Raw genomic sequence first — 18579 nt, forward strand, 5'->3', positions numbered from 1 at the left:
GGCCATCCGGGACCCTAGGGAGATTACTCATGCGCTCAATCGGACATTTCATCGGTGGCAAGGAAGTAAAAGGCACGTCCGGGCGGACGGCCGATGTGTTCGAGCCGATGACCGGCGACGTGCAGGCCAAGGTCGCGCTCGCGTCCAAGGCTGAAGTCCGCGCCGCGGTCGAGAACGCCGCGCTCGCCCAACCCGAATGGGCCAACACCAATCCGCAGCGTCGCGCGCGCGTGATGATGAAGTTCGTCGAACTGGTGCAGCGGGACTACGACAAGCTCGCTGATATGCTTGCCCGCGAGCACGGCAAGACCGTCCCCGACGCCAAGGGCGATATCCAGCGCGGCCTGGAGGTCGCGGAGTTTGCCTGCGGCATTCCGCATCTGATGAAGGGCGAATACACCGAAGGCGCCGGTCCCGGCATCGACATCTACTCGCTGCGGCAGCCGCTCGGCGTGGTCGCCGGCATCACGCCGTTCAATTTCCCGGCGATGATCCCGATGTGGAAGTTCGCGCCCGCGATCGCCTGCGGCAACGCCTTCATCCTGAAGCCGTCGGAGCGCGATCCCGGCGTGCCGATCATGCTGGCGCAACTGATGATCGAGGCCGGCTTGCCGCCGGGAATTTTGAACGTCGTCAACGGCGACAAGGAAGCCGTCGACGCCATCCTCGACGATCCCGATATCAAGGCCATCGGCTTTGTCGGCTCGACGCCGATCGCGCAATACATCTATGAGCGCGCGGCGCAAACCGGCAAGCGCTGCCAGTGTTTTGGCGGCGCCAAGAACCACGCCATCGTCATGCCCGACGCCGACATGGACCAGACCGTCGATGCCCTGATCGGAGCGGGCTACGGCTCCGCCGGCGAGCGCTGCATGGCGGTCTCGGTCGCGGTCCCCGTCGGCAAGACCACTGCCGACCGCCTGATGGAAAAGCTGATCCCGCGTGTCGAGTCTTTGAAGATCGGCACCTCGATCGATCCTGCCGCGGATTACGGCCCGCTGGTAACGCGCGAGGCGGTCGAGAAGGTCAAGAGCTATATAGACATTGGCATCAAGGAGGGCGCGACGCTGGCAGTCGACGGCCGCGGCTTCAAGATGCAGGGCTACGAGAAGGGTTTCTATCTCGGCGGTTCGCTGTTCGACAACGTCACCAAGGACATGCGGATCTACAAGGAAGAGATCTTTGGTCCCGTGCTTTCGGTCGTGCGTGCCCACGACTACAAGGAAGCCCTCGCACTGCCGTCCGACCATGACTACGGCAATGGCGTTGCGATCTTCACCCGTGACGGCGACGCAGCCCGCGATTTTGCCGCCAAGGTCAATGTCGGCATGGTCGGCATCAACGTGCCGATCCCGGTGCCGATCGCCTATTACACCTTCGGCGGCTGGAAGAAGTCGGGCTTTGGCGATCTCAACCAGCACGGCCCGGACTCGGTCCGCTTCTACACCAAGACCAAGACGGTGACCTCGCGCTGGCCGTCGGGCGTCAAGGAAGGTGCGGAGTTCTCGATCCCGACGATGAAGTAGCGCGTCGCAGCCGGGGCGCGGAATGCAGTTTGCTCTGAACGACGACCAGATCGCGGTTCGCGACATGGCGCGAGAGTTCGCCGCGGAAAAAATCGCGCCGCATGCGATCCGCTGGGACGAGGAAAAGCATTTTCCGGTCGACGTGATGCGCGAGGCGGCCAGCCTCGGCATCGGCGGCATCTACATCAAGGACGACGTCGGCGGCTCGGCCATGAGCCGCTTCGACGCCGCGCTGATCTTCGAGGCGCTGGCGACCGGCTGCCCCACCGTCTCGGCCTTCATCTCGATCCACAACATGGCTTCCTGGATGATCGATGCTTTCGGCAACGACACCCAGCGCCACAAATGGTTGCCAAGACTCTGCACCATGGAGCTGATCGCCAGCTACTGCCTCACCGAGCCGGGCGCTGGCTCGGACGCCGCGGCGCTGCGAACCCGTGCCGTGCGGGAGGGCGATCATTACGTCCTGAACGGGCAGAAGCAGTTCATTTCGGGGGCCGGCGGCACCGATCTGCTGGTGGCGATGGTGCGGACCGGCGGCGATGGTCCCGGCGGCGTTTCGACTGTTGTCATCGACGGCAAGACGCCGGGTGTCTCGTTCGGTTCCAACGAGCGCAAGATGGGCTGGAACGCGCAGCCGACCCGCGCGGTGATCTTTGAGAATGCCCGCGTGCCGATCGAGAATCGACTGGGCGAGGAGGGCATCGGCTTCAAGATCGCAATGGCCGGGCTCGACGGCGGCCGCATCAACATCGCGGCCTGCTCGCTTGGCGGTGCGCAAAACGCGCTCGACAAATCGCTCGCCTACATGAAGGAACGCAAGGCATTCGGAAAGCGTCTCGACGAATTCCAGGCGCTGCAGTTCCGGTTGGCCGATATGGCGACCGAGCTGGAAGCCGCGCGAACCTTCCTGTGGCGTGCGGCGGCGGCGCTCGACCGCAAGGATCCCGACGCGACGATGTTGTGTGCGATGGCCAAACGCTTCGGCACCGATGTCGGCTTTGAAGTCGCCAACCAGGCGCTGCAGCTTCACGGCGGCTACGGCTACCTGTCCGAATACGGCATCGAAAAGATCGTGCGCGATTTGCGCGTGCACCAGATCCTCGAAGGTACCAACGAGATCATGCGGCTGATCGTCTCGCGGAAATTGATCGAGGGCGCGCGATGAGCGAAGCGGCGGCCGTTACCGGTGTGGAGCCCGAACTGATCGCACGGCGCGAGGGCGCGGCGGGTATCATCCGTCTCAACCGGCCGAAGGCGATCAATGCGGTGACGCTGGAGATGATGCACGACATCGACAAGGCGCTCGATGCCTTCGAGGCCGATCCTGCCGTCGCGGTGATCGTGCTGGAAGGCGCGGGTGAGCGCGGTCTATGTGCAGGCGGCGACATCCGGACGCTGTGGGAAAGCTCGACCGCAAAGGGCGATCTCGGAAAAATCCTGTGGCGCGACGAATACATCCTCAACGCACGCATCAAGAAATTTCCAAAGCCGTACGTCGCCTTCATGGACGGCATCGTCATGGGCGGCGGCGTGGGATTGTCGGCTCACGCCAGTCACCGCGTGGTGACGGACAAGACCAAGCTCGCAATGCCGGAAGTCAGTCTCGGTTTTTTCCCCGACGTCGGCGGCACGTGGCTGTTGTCGCGCTCGCCGGGCGAGATCGGAACGTATTTTGGCCTGACCGGCGGGACGATGAACGGACCCGACGCGATCCATGCGGGCTTTGCCGACGCGGTGGTGCCAGCCGCTAAACTGCCCGAGTTGCGCGAGGCGCTGACAAAGGTTCGCGCCGGTGCGACCGCGGCTGACATCAAGGCCCTGATTGACGGCTTTGCGACCGGCGAGACGGCCGGGCCGGTCGCGTCAAAACAGGCGATGATCGACAAATGGTTCGCGCATGATCGCATGCAGGACATCGTCGCGGCTTTGCAGGCAGACGGTTCGGAATTCGCTCAGGCGACATTGAAGACGCTCGGTGAGAAATCCCCACGCGGTCTGGTGGTGACGCTAAAACTGCTGAGGCTGGCACGCACCGCTTCCTCGCTCGAAGAATGCCTGGTGCGCGAGTATCGCGCCGCGCTCGAAGTGTTCGCTTCGGACGATTTCCGCGAAGGCATACGCGCCGCCGTGGTCGACAAGGACCGCAACCCGAAATGGTCGCCGCCGCGGATCGAGGACGTAACGCCGGAAATGCTCGCACGGTATCTTGCCGAGATCGGCGCGGACGAATTGAAGTTCCCATAATCAAAGAAACGCCACGCGGAGGAAATCGACATGGCAAACATCGCATTCATCGGCCTCGGCAACATGGGCGGCCCGATGGCGGCCAATCTTGTGAAGGCCGGTCACAAGGTGACTGCGTTCGATCTGGTGGCGGCTTCACGCGATCAGGCGAAAGCCGATGGCGCAGGGATTGCCGAGAGCGGGGTCGCGTCGGTGAAGGACGCTGACACTGTCGTCACCATGCTGCCGGCGGGCAAGCATGTGCTGTCGGTGTGGAGCGAGGTCGTGCCAGCCATGAAGAAGGGCGCGCTGATCATCGACTGCTCCACGATCGACGTGGCGAGCGCCAAAGAGGCGCATGCACTGGCTGCGAAGCATGGCATGGCCTCCGTCGATGCGCCGGTCTCCGGCGGCACCGTCGGCGCCAAGGCCGCGACACTGACCTTCATGTGCGGCGGCGAGGACAAGGCGTTTGCCGCGGCAAAGCCGGTGCTCGAGAAGATGGGCAAGAAACTGGTCCATTGCGGCGCCGCCGGCGCGGGGCAGGCGGCAAAAATCTGCAACAACATGATCCTGGCCATTTCCATGATCGGGGTGGGAGAAGCCTTTGCGCTCGGCGAAAAGCTCGGCCTGTCGCACCAGGCGCTGTTCGACGTCGCCTCGACCTCGTCGGGCCAATGTTGGGCGCTGACCACCTATTGCCCGGTGCCGGGCCCGGTTCCCACTTCACCGGCCAACAATGGCTACAAGCCCGGCTTTGCCTCGGCGCTGATGGTGAAGGATTTGACGCTGGCGCAGGATGCGGCCAATTCGACGGGAGCCGCGACCCCGCTCGGCAAGCACGCGCAGGAAATCTACAAGGCGTTCGACGCGGCCGGGAACGGCGGGGTCGACTTTTCCGGAATTATCCAGCACGTTCGCGCGTTGGCCGGTAAATAACGAACGCCGTCATTGCGAGCCACCCGGTCGGCGCGAAGCGCCGCCGGATGACAGGCTCCGCGAAGCAATCCAGCTTTGCCACGCGACGAAAGGTGGATTGCTTCGTCGCTTCGCTCCTCGCAATGACGGTGGTGTAAACCGGCTCATAGGGCGATCGACATGACCACCTTCAAGGAAGCGCGCGCCTTTCTGCTCAAGCACCGCACCGACTACGACACGGCGATCAAGGGGTTTCGCTGGCCAGATCCCGTTCCGTTCAACTGGGCGCTGGACTGGTTCGATGCGGAGCTGGCGCGCGATCCTGAGAGCCGCGACCGCACCGCACTGTGGATCGTCGATGCCGGCAGCGACAAGCAAACAAAACTCTCCTTTGCCGCGCTGTCGCGCCGCTCCAACCAGGTCGCCAATTTTCTGCGCGCGCAAGGGCTGAAGCGCGGCGATCACCTCCTGCTGCTGCTCGGCAATGTCGTGCCGCTGTGGGAGACCATGCTGGCGGCGATGAAGCTCGGCGTCGTCGTGATCCCCGCCACCACGCTACTGACGCCGGATGAACTGCGCGACCGGCTCGATCGCGGCCGGGCGAGGGTGGTGGTCGCGACGCAGGATCAGGTGGCAAAATTCGCAGGCCTCGGCGGCGACAAGCTCGTGCGGATCGTCGTCGGCGCCACGTCAAAGCATGATGGCTGGCTGCCGTTCGAAGAAGCCGCCAATGCGCCGGAAACATTTTCGCCGGATGGCCCGACCGGCGCCGACGATCCGATGTTGCTCTATTTCACCTCGGGCACCACGGCAAAGCCAAAGCTGGTGCGGCATAGCCAGCGCAGCTATCCGGTCGGCGCGCTGTCGACGATGTTCTGGCTCGGGCTACAGCCGGGCGACGTGCACCTCAACATCTCCTCGCCGGGCTGGGCCAAGCACGGCTGGAGCTGTTTCTTTGCACCATGGAACGCCGGCGCAACGATCTTTATCGTCAACCAGCCGCGCTTCGAGGCAAAGGGGCTGCTCGCGACCATCGGCCGCTGTGGCGTCACCACGCTGTGCGCGCCGCCGACGGTGTGGCGGCTGTTCATCCAGGAGCGGCTTTCAGACTTCAAGGTCAGCTTGCGCGAGGTCTGCGGCGCCGGCGAGCCGCTCAATCCAGAAGTGATCGACCAGGTGCAGGCGGCTTGGGGCCTCACCATTCGCGACGGCTACGGCCAGACCGAAACCACGGCGCTCGCCGGCAACTCGCCGGGCCAGAAGGTCAAGGTCGGCTCGATGGGCCGGCCGCTGCCGGGCTATCGCGTGCAGATCACCGACCTCGACGGACACATCACGAAAGAGGGCGAGGTCGCGCTGTTGCTCGGGGCCGACCGGCCCGCCGGCCTGATGCAGGGCTATCAGGGCGACGACGGAAAGCTGTCCGGCGCCGATGGCGATCTCTATCGCAGCGGCGATGTCGTGTTCGTCGACGACGAGGGCTATCTGACCTTCGTCGGCCGTTCCGACGACGTCTTCAAATCCTCCGACTACCGCATCAGCCCGTTCGAGTTGGAAAGCGTGCTGCTGGAGCACGAGATGGTCGCGGAAGCCGCCGTCGTGCCGAGCCCAGATCCGATCCGGCTCGCGATCCCGAAGGCCTATGTGCTGCTGACGGCGGGCACCGAGCGCAATCCCGAAACCGCGCTGTCGATCTTCCGTCATCTTCATACGCGGCTGGCGCCGTTCAAGCGCATCCGCAAGCTTGAGCTGGTCACGGAACTGCCGAAGACGATTTCCGGAAAAATCCGCCGTGTGCAACTGCGCAGGCTGGAACATGATAACAACCGCAACGATCCGCTGCGCGGACAGGAATATCGCGAGGAAGATTTCCCTGAGCTGCAGAAGGTGCGGACCGCCGGGCTGGAGAATTGATCGATGAATGAAGTCTGGAAGAAGCCACCGGTGTCGCTGGCGACCTATCAGGGCATGGTCGGCAAGGAGATCGGCGTGTCGTCATGGCATCTGGTCGATCAGAACCGCATCAATGTCTATGCCGACGTGATCGAGGATCACCAGTTCATCCATGTCGATCCCGAGCGCGCCAGGCGGGAAACCGCGTTCGGCACCACGGTGGCGCACGGTTTTCTGACGATGTCGCTGCTGTCGATCATGTCCTATGAGGTGATGCCCGTGATCGAAGGCACCACCATGGGCGTGAACTACGGTTTCGACAGGCTGCGCTTCATCTCCCCGGTGCGCGCCGGCAGCCGCGTGCGCGGGCGCTTCGTGCTGGCGGAAGCCAAGTTGCGCAAGCCGACGGAATTGCAATCGCGCACCAATGTCACGGTGGAGATCGAAGGCGAGGACAAGCCGGCGCTGGTGGCGAACTGGCTCGGGCTGATTTATTTCGCGTAGTTCAGTCGTCATTGCCGGGCTTGACCCGGCCATCCATCACTGCTCAAAAAGCGGCCGGATATTCTTCCCTCTCCCCTTGTGGGAGAGGGTGGACGCGATGCCTTGGCATCGCGGACGGGTGAGGGGTCCGTCTCCGCGGATGCAGACCCCTCATCCGGCGCGCTTTGCGCGCCACCTTCTCCCACAAGGGGAGAAGGAAGAGGAAACAGGGAATCTTACGCATGACAATCAGGTTTGACGGACGCGTCGCCATCGTCACCGGCGCGGGCAATGGTCTTGGACGGGCGCATGCGCTGGGGCTGGCGAGCCGCGGCGCCAAGGTGGTGGTCAACGATTTCGGCGGTGCGCGCGATGGCACCGGCGGCTCGCTTTCGCCGGCCGAGACCGTTGTCGAGGAGATCCGCAAAGCCGGCGGCTCCGCGATGGCCGACGGCGCCGACGTCTCGAACTTCGAGCAGGTCACGGCGATGGTGGAGCGCGCCACGAAGGAGTGGGGCAGCGTCGATCTGCTATGCGCCAATGCCGGCATCCTGCGCGACAAGTCGTTCGCCAAAATGGAAGTCGCCGATTTCGCCAAAGTGCTGGACGTGCATCTCGCCGGCTCCTTCTATTGCTGCAAGGCGGTGTGGGACGGCATGCGCGAGCGCAATTACGGGCGCATCGTGCTGACGACGTCCTCGTCAGGCCTGTTCGGCAATTTCGGCCAGGCCAATTACGGCGCGGCAAAAGCCGGCATCGTCGGCCTGATGAACGTGCTGGCGCAGGAAGGCCGCAAGAACAACATCCGCATCAATACTATCTCGCCGACCGCGGCCACCCGCATGACGGAAGAATTGCTGCCGCCGCAGGCACTGGAACTGATGAGGCCGGAGGCGATTACGCCCGCGGTGGAGTATCTGCTCAGCGAGGACGCGCCGACCCGCACCATCATGGGCGCCGGCGCTGGCTCCTTTGCGGTGATCAGGATCGTGGAGACCGAAGGCATCAACCTGCCGCAGTCGGAATGGACGCCCGACGCCATCGCCGCGAACTTCAACGCGATCGCTGACATGTCGACCGCCAAGGCGCTGGAAGGCGCGTTCGAGCAGACGCAGAAATATGTCGCCCAGGCCGCCAAGCGCGCCGGGGTAAAGCTGTAGTCGCTGGCGCAAACCTCGTAATGGCCTCATGGTGAGGAGCGCGTCTTCGCGCGTCTCGAACCATGAGGGTGCGCACGGCCCATCCTTCGAGACGCGGCCAAGCGGCCGCTCCTCAGGATGAGGTTGCGTAAGCGGGAGGCAGCTCTTTGACGGCTTCAGAAGCGAGCATCGCCGTCATCGGTGCCGGTCCCGCCGGCCTGATGGCGGCCGAGGTGCTAGCGCGAGGTGGCGCCGGCGTCACCGTCTACGACGCGATGCCGTCGGCCGGCCGCAAATTCCTGATGGCCGGGCGCGGCGGGCTCAACCTTACGCACAGCGAGCCGCTGCCAAATTTCCGCGCGCGCTATCGCGAGGCGATGCCGCAGCTCAAGCCGGCGATCGAAGCCTTCCCGCCGGACGCGCTGCGCGCATGGAGTGCGGCGCTGGGACAGCCGACCTTTGTCGGCTCAAGCGGCAGGGTGTTTCCGGAAGCTTTCAAAGCCTCGCCCCTGCTGCGGGCGTGGCTACGACGGTTGGATGGGGCTGGCGTGACGTTCGCATTCCGTCATCGATGGACAGGGTGGGACGCTGAAGGACGGTTGCAATTCCAAACCGCTGAAGGAGCGCGCGTCGTTGAGGCAAGCGCAGCAGTGCTCGCGCTCGGCGGCGCAAGCTGGCCGCGGCTTGGCTCAGACGGCGGATGGGTCGAGTTACTTGCCGCGAAGGGCGTAAAAATCGCGCCGCTGAGGCCGGCCAATTCCGGCTTCACCGTCGCCTGGTCGGATGTCTTTCGTGACCGCTTCGAGGGGCAGCCCCTGAAGGGGATCGCGCTTTCGTTCGGCCCGAACAGCGTCCGCGGCGAAGCGATCGTCACGCGCGACGGCATCGAAGGCGGCGCAGTCTATGCGCTGTCGGCCGAACTGCGCGAGGCGTTACTGCGCGACGGCCACGCCACGCCGCATATCTCGCTGCGGCCTGATGTCGGAAGCGGCGAACTGGCCGCAAAACTGTCGGTGCCAAAGGGGAAGCAGTCTCTTTCCAACTTCCTGCGCAAGGCCGCAGGCCTCTCTCCCATCGCCATCGGCTTGTTGCAGGAGGCCGCGAAGGCGGCCGGCGCGGCGCTGGCGTCGATGACGCCAGCCGATCTTGCGCGCCTGATCGACGCCGTGCCGATCCGCCTTGCCGGCGTCGCCCCGGTCGCGCGCGCGATCTCGACGGCGGGCGGGATTGCGTTCGATGAGCTTGATGGGGATTTCATGATCCGCCGCTTGCCCGGCGTCTTCGTCGCGGGCGAAATGCTGGACTGGGAGGCACCCACCGGCGGCTATCTGCTGCAAGCCTCATTTGCAACCGGCGCCGCGGCTGGGCGAGGGGCGTTGAAGTGGCTTAATGCGTAGGATGGGTAGAGCGAAGCGAAACCCATCGCGACACGCAGGACGAATTCTGATGGGTTTCGCTGCGCTCTACCCATCCTACGAGGGTTTCAGCGTAACTTCCCCCGCGCCGCCACCGGCAGCGTGCCGATGATTTCGTCGCCGCGCACCATCACGACCTCGTCCATCATGTTGACGACGACGCAGACATGGTTGGGCACGATGCGCACGACGTCGCCGACATTCGGGCGGGTGTTGCTGCGGGTGAGGTCGAGAAAACCGTGCTCTTCCGCAAAGCGCGCGATCCTGGCTTCGGGATGCTCAAGGATCAGGCCGTGACCGTCGAGTCCGCCGCCGGTATCCGAGGTCAGCGTTTTTGAGCCGGCATCGAGAATGCCGCGGTCGGGACCTGCGCGGCTCACCACGGTCGAATAGATGTTGAGCGCGCAATCGTCCCACGAGGCGACACCGGCCCCGACCTGCATGCGGTCGTTGTAGATGTAGGTGCCGGGTCGATGCTCGGTGGCGCCCTTGAGCTTGCCGACATTCTTCATGTTCGGCGTGCCGCCGGTCGACACCATCTTCGCGTCAAGCCCGTGCGCGCGAACGCCGGCCAGCGCCTCGTCGAAGAATTTTTGCGCATCAACCCAGCCGGTCTCGGTCGGATAGAGCATGAAGCCCGCAAACGTCAGCCCCTCCGAGGCTGCGATCTCGCGGGCCAGCGCAATCGCCTCGGCGGGCGTCTCGACGCCGGCGCGCTTGCGCCCGGTGTCGCATTCCACCACGACGTTGAGCGGACGCCCGGAGGCTGCGGCCGCATTCGGCAGGTCGGCAATCACGACCGAATTGTCGGCGGCAACCGTCATGTTGGCCTTGGCCTGTAATGCGCCCAGCCGTGCCATTTTCTCTTCGCCGAGCAGATTGTAGCTGATCAGGATGTCGTCGATCCCGGCGTCCGCCATCACCTCGGCTTCGCCGATTTTCTGGCAGGTGATGCCGCGAGCGCCGGCCGCGACCTGCATCCGCGCCAGCATCGGGCTCTTGTGAGTCTTGATGTGCGGGCGGTTGGCGACACCGGCCGCATCGCACGCCGCCTGGATGCGCGCAATGTTGCGCTCGACGCGGTCCATGTCGATGACTGCGCAGGGTGTGCCGTATTCGCGGGCGATTTTTGCGGCGAGGATGGTGGTCATGGGCTACTCCAATTTATCACCCGTCATTGCGAGGAGCACAGCGACGAAGCAATCCAGCTTTCTTGTCGCGGCAAAGCTGGATTGCTTCGCTTCGCTCGCAATGACGGCACTCGCGGTTACGCTTGTTCTATCTCTTCCCGCAGTACTTCCAACTCAAGCCAGCGATCTTCCGCGGCCGCAAGCTCCGTCTGCGCTTTTGCGATCGCGGCGGAAGCTTCATCGAACTTCTTGCGATCTTTGGCGTAGAGATCGGGATCGTCAAGCAGCCGCTGCTGTTTTGCGATCTCGGCTTGCAGCTTTTCGATCGTCTTCGGCAGCGTTTCCAGCGCGTGCTTTTCATTGAAATTCAGCCGGCGTTTTGGCGCAGCGGCAGGCGGCGTGGCAGCTGCTTTGGCTTCCCTTTTCTCCTCGGCCGGCGCCGCCTTCACCGCCTCGCGCCTGATGTCGTCGCCGCGCTGCAACAGCATATCGGAATAGCCGCCGGCATACTCGATCCACTTGCCGTTACCTTCAGGTACGATCACCGAGGTCACGACGCGGTCGAGGAAATCGCGGTCGTGGCTGATCAGAATGACGGTGCCCTCATAGTCGCCGAGCATCTCTTCCAGCACGTCGAGGGTTTCCAGGTCGAGATCATTGGTCGGCTCGTCCAGCACAAGCAAATTGGAGGGTTTTGCCAGCGCGCGCGCCAGCATCAGCCGGCCGCGCTCGCCGCCGGAGAGCGCTTCCAACGGCGTGCCGCGCTGCTCCTGCGCGAACAAAAAGTCCTTCATGTAGCCGATCACGTGCTTCGGCTTGTCGCCGACCATCACATGGTCGCCGCGACCGCCGGTCAGCGCCTCCGCCAGCGTCGATTTCGGATCGAGGCTTTCGCGGTGCTGGTCGAGGGTGGCCATCTCGATATTGGCGCCGAAACGGATGCTGCCGCTATCCGGCGCATCGGCGCCGGTCAGGAGATTGACCAGCGTGGTCTTGCCGGCGCCGTTCGGCCCGACGACACCGATGCGGTCGCCACGCTGCACGCGGATCGAAAAGTTTTCGATGATCTTGCGCTCGCCAAAGGATTTTCCGATGCCCTTGGCCTCGATCACCAGCCGGCCGGATTTATCTGCCTCAGCTACGGCGAGATTGGCGCTACCCGCCGTGCCGCGATAGTTGCGGCGCTGGTCGCGCAGAGCATGCAGATTGCCGAGCCGCTTGACGTTGCGCTTGCGACGGCCGGAGACGCCGTAGCGCAGCCAGTGCTCCTCGTTGACGATCTTGCGGTCCAGCTTGTGCTGGTCGCGCTCTTCCTCGGCCAGCACCTCGTCGCGCCAGGCCTCGAACGAGGCAAAGCCGCGGTCGATCTGCCTGATCGCGCCGCGGTCGAGCCAAGCGGTCGCGCGCGACAGGTTGGTGAGGAAGCGCCGATCGTGGCTGATCAGCACCAGCGCGGAGCGGCGGCTGTCGAGCTCGCCTTCCAGCCATTCGATGGTGGGCAGGTCAAGATGGTTGGTCGGCTCGTCCAGCAGCAGGATGTCGGGCGAGGGCGCCAGCACCCGTGCCAGCGCCGCGCGGCGCGCTTCGCCGCCAGAAATATGCGCGGGATCCTCATCGCCGTGCAGGCCGAGCTGTTCGAGCAGATATTGCGCCTGATAGTGGTCGTCACCAGGGCCGAGGCCAGACTCGACATAGGCCAGCGTCGTCCTGTGCTCGCCGAAATCCGGCTCCTGCGGCAGATAGCGGATGGTCGCGCCGGGCTGCACGAACCGGCTGCCGCCGTCAGGCTCGACCAGCCCGGCCGCGATCTTCAGCAATGTCGACTTGCCGGAGCCGTTGCGGCCGATCAGGCAGACGCGCTCACCGGCGGAAACCGACAGCTCTACGCCGGACAGCAGCGGCGTGCCGCCAAAGGTCAGCGCGATATCCTTCAACTGGATCAGGGGCGGTGGTGCCATCGCTACTAACCCTGGCTCGGAATGGGCTGAGCCGCGCGCCGGCGCTGGATGCGGCGGATGGTCTTGTCGAGCGCCGAGAGAAATGCGGAGCGGTCCCGCGGCGAGTATGATTTCGGCCCGCCGGTGATCTCGCCGGACGAGCGCAGATCGGTCATGAGGTTGCGCACCGCCAGCGTCATGCCGATCGATTCTTCCGTAAACGGCTTTCCGTTCGGTGCGATCACCTCGGCCCCAAGCTTCACACAACGGCTCGCCAGCGGAATATCAGCCGTGATCACGATGTCGCCGGGACCTGCGCGTTCGGCAATCCAGTCGTCGGCGGCATCCATGCCGGAGCCGGCCGCGATGCGCTCGATCAGCGGATCCTGCGGCACGCGGATGAAATTGCCGGCCACGACGCTGACGGGCAGGGCGTGCCGGATCGCGACGAGATAAATCTCGTCCTTTACCGGGCAGGCGTCGGCATCGACATAGATGCGGGTGTTGGCTGGGATGGATGTCATCGTGGCCCGCGTGGTACTCCATCACACGGCCAATTGCGAGCAAAACGAGCGGCCGGAACACGCTTGCCACGCCGGTTTGTTCGCGTACCATTGCAGGCAGAAAAATACCTAAGAAGACGAGGAAACCGTGCCCGAAACCTACCGCGTCCAGGCCTACAACACCGCCAAGCAATCCGAAAACAAGATGCATGACGACACCGTCGCCAAGCGGTTCGGCTTTTCCGGTGGGCTGGTCCCCGGCGTCGACGTGATGGCCTATATGATGCACATGCCGGTGGCGAAATGGGGCCGGGCCTTCCTTGAGCGCGGTCTGATCGAGGCGCGTTTTGTGAAGCCGGTCTATGACGGCGAAGCCACCGATATCACCGCGGAGGAGAGCAACGGTGGGCTCTCGATCGAGGTCAGGAGCCGCGGCGATCTCTGCGCCACCGGCAGCGCGTCGTTGCCGGCTGCTGCGCCCTCGATCTCGATCGCGGATTATCGCGAGGTCGCGCCGGTCGCCGAACGCAAGCCGGTCAATGCCATGTCCTACGAAATGGACAAATGGCTCGGCACCGCGCCGCGCGAATGGGCCGGCCATGCCGCCACCGAATATCTCGCCGATATCCGCGAGACCGATCCGATCTATGCCCGCGAAGGCCTTGGTCATCCCGGCCTGATCCAAAAGGTGATGAACCGGGTTCTTGTCGACAACGCCATCCTGGGTCCGTGGATCCATGTCGGCAGCAGGATGCAACTCCTGTCAGCCGCGAAGACCGGCGACGTCATCACCGCGCGGGCAAAGGTCACCGGCAATTACGACAAGAAGGGCCATCGCTTCGTCGAGTTCGACGCACTGGTCGTCGCCAACGGCACAACGCCACTGGCGCATTGCTGGCACATCGCGATCTATCAGCCGCGCGAACAGGCGGCGGCGTAAGCAATATTGGAAGTCTGATAATGTCCGTTACCATCGACTATTACCTGTCGCTCAACTCGCCCTGGACTTTCATGGGCAGCGCTCTGTTCGCCGAAATCGCCAGGCGCAACGGCGCAACCGTCAACGTCAAGCCCGCCAAATTTGGGCCGATCTTCGAGAAGACCGGCGGCTTGCCGCTGCCGAAGCGCTCACCGGAGCGGAAGGCTTATCGGCTGATGGAGCTGAAGCGCTGGCGGGAGGTTCGGGACATTCCGCTGGTTCTCCAGCCAAAATACTCTCCCAGCGACGACGCGGCCGCGGTGCGTCTGGTGATCGCGGCCAAGCTGCAGGGGAAGGACGCGCACCTTCTGTCGCTGGAATTCGGGCGCGCGATATGGGAACGGGAGGAATCGCTCGCCGATCCCGCGGTCATGACCTCGGCCGCCCAGCGCGCAGGCCTCGACATTGCGGCACTGCGCGCGGGCGGCCCCTCGGACGTGGAACTCGACGGGCTGTACGATCAGTATACGCAGGAAGCTCTCAAAGCAGGCGTATTCGGCGCGCCGAGCTACGTGCTGCCGTCCGGCGAGATCTTCTGGGGCCAGGACCGGCTGGAAATGCTGGAGCGCGCACTGAAGATGGCGGCCTAGCTCAAACCGTGAAGATGCGTCCGGGATTGAGAATGCCGTGCGGATCCAGCGCGCGCTTGAGCGTGCGCATGGTCTCGATCTCCTCCTCGGTACGGCTCAGCTTCAAATAGGGCCGCTTGAGGATGCCGATGCCGTGTTCGGCCGAAATCGAGCCGCCGAACTCGCCGGTGATGCCGTAGACGAGTTTCGTCACTTCCTCGGTCCGGTCCAGCGGCGGCGAGTAGGTGGCGATGACGTGCAGATTGCCGTCGCCGGCGTGGCCGAACACGATGCCGTAGGCGTCCTGGTCGATCTTCTTGAGGCGCTGGTTGATCTCGACCGCAAAGGCTTCCATCTTGTCGATGGCAAGGCTGATGTCGAAACCGACGCGCGGGCCGAGCGCGCGGCCGAGTTCGACTGATGAATCCCGGATGGTCCAGATGGCGGCCGCTGCCGCGCCGGAACTGGCGATGGTCGCATCGAGAATGATGCCGCTTTCCAGCGCGTGCTCGAGCAAGTTTTCGACGTCGCTGCGGGTGCGCTCGGCATCGCTGCCGGAGGACTCGAGCAAGACGTAGAACGGATGATTGGCCGGCAGCGGCGCAGCGACGCCTTGCACCAGCGTGGTGGTGAGGCGGTAATATTCGTTCCACATCACCTCGAAAGCGGTGAGGTCGCCGGCAAGGCGGCCGCGCGCCAGCGCCAGCAGCGCACGGACGCTGTCGAAGCTGGGAAGGGCGCACAGCGCTACCTGCTGCTCGGCGGGCGCCGGGAAAATCCGCAGCGCGGCGCGCGTCACTACGCCGAGCGTACCCTCGGTGCCGACGAACAGTTGCTTGAGATCGACACCGGTATTGTTCTTGATGTATTTGCGTACGCCCTTGAGGACGGTGCCGTCGGCGAGGACCGCTTCCAGCCCGAGCACGAGATCGCGCGTCATGCCGTAACGGATCACGCGGTTGCCACCGGCATTGGTGGAGATGTTGCCGCCGATCGTGCAACTGCCTCGGGCGCCGAGATCGAGCGGGAACATGAACCCGTCCTGGGCGACGCGTTCCTGGAGGCGCTGTAGCGGCACGCCGGTCTGGGTGATGACGACACCGCCGCCGGTGTCGACTTCCTCGATCGCGGTCATGCGCTCCATCGACAGCACGATTTCGCCCGGCATCGGCATGGTGGCGCGCACGAGGCCGGTCATGCCGCCCTGTGTCGTCACCGGCACACGCGCGGCGTGGCACATCTTCAGGAATTTCGAGACCTCTTCGGTCGAGCGCGGCCGCATCACCGCCAGCGGCGGCGCGACAGGAATGCCGGCCATGTCGGTGTGATAGCGCGCATCGATATCGGCGCCGGTCAGGACGGTCGACGCGTCGAACGCCGCACGGAGATCGCCGATGATGGCCGATTGCACCAGATCCGCTCCGTCAGCCATTTACGCCGCCTTTGCCTTTCGCGCATCGCTGATCGCGCGCCAGATCTTTTCAGGTGTCAGCGGCATGTTGATCTCCGTGACGCCAACTTCGCTCAGTGCGTCGAGCACGGCATTGACAATGCAGGCCAGACTGCCGGCGCAGCCGGCTTCGCCGCAGCCTTTGGTGCCCAGCGGATTGGATTTTGCCGGGGAAGGATGATTGCCCGTCGCCATGACAGGAATGTCTTCCGCGCGCGGCAGCGCATAATCCATGAACGAGCCGGTGATCGGCTGGCCGCTCGCGTCGTAATTCACTTCCTCCATCAGCGCCTGGCCGATGCCCTGCGCGACGCCGCCGTGCAACTGGCCGTCGACGATCATCGGATTGACGATGGTGCCGAAGTCGCTGATGCCGGTGTAGCGGACGATCTTGACCACGCCCGTATCGGGGTCGACTTCCACTTCGCAGACATGACAGCCGTTAGGGAAGGTCGAGGCCGTCTCCTTGGTGGCATGATCGACGTCGAGCGAGGCCGGCGCGCCCTCGGGCATGTTGCCCTCGCGCATGCGCTGCGCCAGCTCCATGATGCCGATCGAGCGGTCGGTGCCGGCGATGGTGAAGCGGCCGCTGCCAAACTCGATGTCGCCTTCGGCCGCTTCCATCAGATAGGCCGCCGCGGCCTTGCCCTTCTCCACCACCAGCGCGGACGCCTCGACGATGGCCTGGCCGGTGGCGGTGATCGAGCGCGATCCGCCGGTGCCGTTGCCGAAGCGCACGAGATCGCTGTCGCCCTGCTCCAGAGTGATTTTTTCGAAGGGGACGCCAAGCTGTGCCGACAGCACCTGAGCGAACGGCGTGGCATGGCCCTGACCGTAATCGAGCGTGCCGGTGGTCAGCTTGACCGAGCCATCCGGCTCAAAGGTGATCTTGCCGAGCTCGCCGCTCGGCGGCGCCGTGACCTCTAGATAGCAGCCGACAGCAATGCCGCGCAGCTTGCCGGCCTTGCGACTTTCCTTCTGGCGCCGGGGGAAATTGGCGTGGTCGGAAAGCTCCAGCGCCTTGCTGAACACGCCCTGGAAATCGCCGCTGTCATAGGTGACGCCGGATGCGGCCGGGAAGGGAAGCTGTGCCGGCTTGATGAAATTGCGCTTGCGCAGCGTCAGCCGGTTGATGCCCATCTCGTCGGCGGCGCGGTCGATCAGCCGCTCCATGTAGTAGTTCGCTTCGGGCCGGCCGGCGCCGCGATAGGCGCCCATCAGCGTGGTGTTGGTGAGCACAGTCTTGATGTCGACACCGAGCAGCGGCGTGCGGTACACGCTCGCCAAATTTTTGCCGGTGTTGAGCGACAGCGGCCCCGGCGCCACGCCGGTGATGTAGGCCCCGAGATTGCCGTAGCCGGACAGGCGCACGGCGAGGAATTTTCCCTCTGCATCGAGCGCGAGCTCGGCATGGATGAGCTGGCCGCGGCCATGGCTGTCGGTGAGAAAACTGGTCGAGCGCTCGTCGGTCCATTTCACCGGCCGGCCCAGCTCCTTCGCCGCATGCAGTAGGCAGGTATATTCGGGATAGCTGACGTTTTTCATTCCGAACGAGCCGCCGACATTGGCGGTCAGAATCCGAACCTTCTCATTCGCAACGTTGAGGATCTTCGCCAGCGTTGCCTTGTTGCCGGAAACGCCCTGGGTCGGGACTTGCAGCGTGTAGCGCCCGGTCTTCTTGTCGAAAGCGGCCAGCGCCACGCGCGGCTCCATCGAGACCACGGCGACGCGGGTGTTGACGATGTCGAGCTTTGTCACATGCGCGGCGCTCGCGAATGCTGCGTCGATCTTGGCCGCGTCGCCATAGTGATAGTCGAGCGCGACGTTGTTCGGGATGTGGTCGTAAAGCTGCGGTGCGCCCGGCTTTGCGGCCTCCGCCGCATTGGTGACGGCCGGTAACGATTCGATGTCGAGCTCAACGGCCTCCGCGGCATCGCGCGCCTGCGCCAGCGTCTCCGCCACCACGAAGGCAACGGGATCGCCGACGAACCGCACCTTGTCGCTCGTGAGCGCATGGCGGTTGGTCTGTAGCAGCGGCGAGCCGTCGCGGCTCTTCAGCGGCATGCCGCAGGTGAAGGGGTTGTAGCCGGCCTGCGCCATGTCGGCGCCGGTCCACACCCCGAGCACGCCCGGCATCCCCTTCGCCGCCGTCGTGTCGATGCCCTTGATGACGCCGTGCGCGTGGCTGGAGCGAACGATCCAGGCATAGGCCTGGCCGGGAAGGCTGAAATCGTCGGTGTACCTACCCTTGCCGCGCACCAGGGTGTCGTCTTCCTTGCGCCGCACCGGCTGGCCGACGCCGTATTTTTGCAGTGCAATAGCGTTTTCCAGAGAGGACGGCTGCGGGCGATCTTGCATCGAATAATGACCTGAAATGACGGGTTTTGCTGGCATTTTGCCGGCTCCGATCA

The 18579-nt window shown here is 64.4% G+C and carries 14 protein-coding genes and 1 pseudogene; 10 read left to right on the forward strand and 5 right to left on the reverse strand.

The window, feature by feature from the left end:
* Positions 1-29 precede the first annotated feature (29 nt).
* The 8 genes and pseudogenes from JQ628_RS12090 (at position 30) to JQ628_RS12125 (ending at position 9582) form a co-directional block, all read left to right on the forward strand.
* Complete coding sequence (locus tag JQ628_RS12090; protein ID WP_212222792.1) at positions 30-1526, forward strand: CoA-acylating methylmalonate-semialdehyde dehydrogenase; 1497 nt, start codon at positions 30-32, stop codon at positions 1524-1526.
* Positions 1527-1548: 22 nt separating this feature from the next.
* The gene (locus JQ628_RS12095; protein ID WP_212222793.1) at positions 1549-2694 is read left to right on the forward strand and encodes an isobutyryl-CoA dehydrogenase; all 1146 of its coding nucleotides are present in this window, start codon (positions 1549-1551) and stop codon (positions 2692-2694) included.
* The gene (locus JQ628_RS12100) at positions 2691-3773 is read left to right on the forward strand and encodes an enoyl-CoA hydratase/isomerase family protein (protein WP_212222794.1); all 1083 of its coding nucleotides are present in this window, start codon (positions 2691-2693) and stop codon (positions 3771-3773) included. The genes JQ628_RS12095 and JQ628_RS12100 overlap by 4 nt, the downstream gene beginning before the upstream one ends.
* An 18-nt stretch (positions 3774-3791) precedes the next feature.
* Positions 3792-4691: pseudogene (gene mmsB, locus JQ628_RS12105) on the forward strand (3-hydroxyisobutyrate dehydrogenase); the annotation flags it as partial.
* Positions 4692-4850: 159 nt separating this feature from the next.
* The gene (locus tag JQ628_RS12110) at positions 4851-6584 is read left to right on the forward strand and encodes an AMP-binding protein (protein WP_212222796.1); all 1734 of its coding nucleotides are present in this window, start codon (positions 4851-4853) and stop codon (positions 6582-6584) included.
* A gap of 3 nt (positions 6585-6587) precedes the next feature.
* On the forward strand, positions 6588-7067 hold the full coding sequence (locus JQ628_RS12115; protein ID WP_212222797.1) for a MaoC family dehydratase: 480 nt from the start codon (positions 6588-6590) through the stop codon (positions 7065-7067).
* 221 nt (positions 7068-7288) lie between these two features.
* Positions 7289-8206: an SDR family NAD(P)-dependent oxidoreductase gene (locus JQ628_RS12120; RefSeq protein WP_212222798.1), complete on the forward strand. Its 918-nt coding sequence runs from the start codon at positions 7289-7291 to the stop codon at positions 8204-8206.
* A 146-nt stretch (positions 8207-8352) separates the two neighbouring features.
* Complete coding sequence (locus JQ628_RS12125; RefSeq protein ID WP_212222799.1) at positions 8353-9582, forward strand: NAD(P)/FAD-dependent oxidoreductase; 1230 nt, start codon at positions 8353-8355, stop codon at positions 9580-9582.
* Positions 9583-9668: 86 nt separating this feature from the next.
* Here the strand turns inward: JQ628_RS12125 and JQ628_RS12130 are convergent, their stop codons facing one another.
* The 3 genes from JQ628_RS12130 to JQ628_RS12140 all read right to left on the reverse strand — a co-directional run bounded on the left by JQ628_RS12130 (position 9669) and on the right by JQ628_RS12140 (position 13191).
* A complete protein-coding gene (locus JQ628_RS12130; protein ID WP_212222800.1) occupies positions 9669-10751 on the reverse strand; it encodes a D-TA family PLP-dependent enzyme in 1083 nt (360 codons plus the stop codon).
* A gap of 116 nt (positions 10752-10867) precedes the next feature.
* Entirely contained in the window at positions 10868-12688 is a 1821-nt protein-coding gene (locus JQ628_RS12135; protein ID WP_212222801.1) for an ABC-F family ATP-binding cassette domain-containing protein, read from the reverse strand.
* A 5-nt stretch (positions 12689-12693) separates the two neighbouring features.
* Positions 12694-13191 carry a YaiI/YqxD family protein gene (locus JQ628_RS12140; protein WP_212222802.1) on the reverse strand — a complete coding sequence of 166 codons (498 nt, stop codon included), beginning with the start codon at positions 13189-13191 and terminating at the stop codon, positions 12694-12696.
* Positions 13192-13375: 184 nt separating this feature from the next.
* On the opposite strand from JQ628_RS12140, the gene JQ628_RS12145 reads away from it, so the two are divergent.
* Together JQ628_RS12145 and JQ628_RS12150 are read left to right on the forward strand one after the other, a co-directional pair.
* Entirely contained in the window at positions 13376-14110 is a 735-nt protein-coding gene (locus JQ628_RS12145; RefSeq protein WP_249127846.1) for a hypothetical protein, read from the forward strand.
* Between the two features lie 20 nt (positions 14111-14130).
* On the forward strand, positions 14131-14739 hold the full coding sequence (locus JQ628_RS12150) for a 2-hydroxychromene-2-carboxylate isomerase (RefSeq protein ID WP_212222804.1): 609 nt from the start codon (positions 14131-14133) through the stop codon (positions 14737-14739).
* Between the two features lies 1 nt (position 14740).
* Here the strand turns inward: JQ628_RS12150 and JQ628_RS12155 are convergent, their stop codons facing one another.
* Positions 14741-16150, reverse strand: a complete 1410-nt coding sequence (locus JQ628_RS12155) for an FAD-binding oxidoreductase (RefSeq protein ID WP_212222805.1) — start codon at positions 16148-16150, stop codon at positions 14741-14743.
* On the reverse strand, positions 16151-18526 hold the full coding sequence (locus tag JQ628_RS12160) for a xanthine dehydrogenase family protein molybdopterin-binding subunit (RefSeq protein ID WP_212223144.1): 2376 nt from the start codon (positions 18524-18526) through the stop codon (positions 16151-16153).
* Positions 18527-18579: the final 53 nt, after the last annotated feature.

Source organism: Bradyrhizobium lablabi (genome assembly GCF_018129385.1).
GTDB classification, from domain to species: domain Bacteria; phylum Pseudomonadota; class Alphaproteobacteria; order Rhizobiales; family Xanthobacteraceae; genus Bradyrhizobium; species Bradyrhizobium lablabi_C.

Excerpts from the sequence above, each read along its gene's own strand:
- JQ628_RS12120 (WP_212222798.1), top strand. The coding sequence starts at position 7,289 with ATGACAATCAGGTTTGACGGACGCGTCGCCATCGTCACCGGCGCGGGC.
- JQ628_RS12160 (WP_212223144.1), bottom strand. The coding sequence starts at position 18,526 with ATGCAAGATCGCCCGCAGCCGTCCTCTCTGGAAAACGCTATTGCACTG.
- JQ628_RS12110 (WP_212222796.1), top strand. The coding sequence starts at position 4,851 with ATGACCACCTTCAAGGAAGCGCGCGCCTTTCTGCTCAAGCACCGCACC.
- JQ628_RS12155 (WP_212222805.1), bottom strand. The coding sequence starts at position 16,150 with ATGGCTGACGGAGCGGATCTGGTGCAATCGGCCATCATCGGCGATCTC.
- JQ628_RS12115 (WP_212222797.1), top strand. The coding sequence starts at position 6,588 with ATGAATGAAGTCTGGAAGAAGCCACCGGTGTCGCTGGCGACCTATCAG.
- JQ628_RS12135 (WP_212222801.1), bottom strand. The coding sequence starts at position 12,688 with ATGGCACCACCGCCCCTGATCCAGTTGAAGGATATCGCGCTGACCTTT.
- JQ628_RS12095 (WP_212222793.1), top strand. The coding sequence starts at position 1,549 with ATGCAGTTTGCTCTGAACGACGACCAGATCGCGGTTCGCGACATGGCG.
- JQ628_RS12090 (WP_212222792.1), top strand. The coding sequence starts at position 30 with ATGCGCTCAATCGGACATTTCATCGGTGGCAAGGAAGTAAAAGGCACG.
- JQ628_RS12130 (WP_212222800.1), bottom strand. The coding sequence starts at position 10,751 with ATGACCACCATCCTCGCCGCAAAAATCGCCCGCGAATACGGCACACCC.
- JQ628_RS12150 (WP_212222804.1), top strand. The coding sequence starts at position 14,131 with ATGTCCGTTACCATCGACTATTACCTGTCGCTCAACTCGCCCTGGACT.
- JQ628_RS12100 (WP_212222794.1), top strand. The coding sequence starts at position 2,691 with ATGAGCGAAGCGGCGGCCGTTACCGGTGTGGAGCCCGAACTGATCGCA.
- JQ628_RS12145 (WP_249127846.1), top strand. The coding sequence starts at position 13,376 with ATGCATGACGACACCGTCGCCAAGCGGTTCGGCTTTTCCGGTGGGCTG.
- JQ628_RS12140 (WP_212222802.1), bottom strand. The coding sequence starts at position 13,191 with ATGACATCCATCCCAGCCAACACCCGCATCTATGTCGATGCCGACGCC.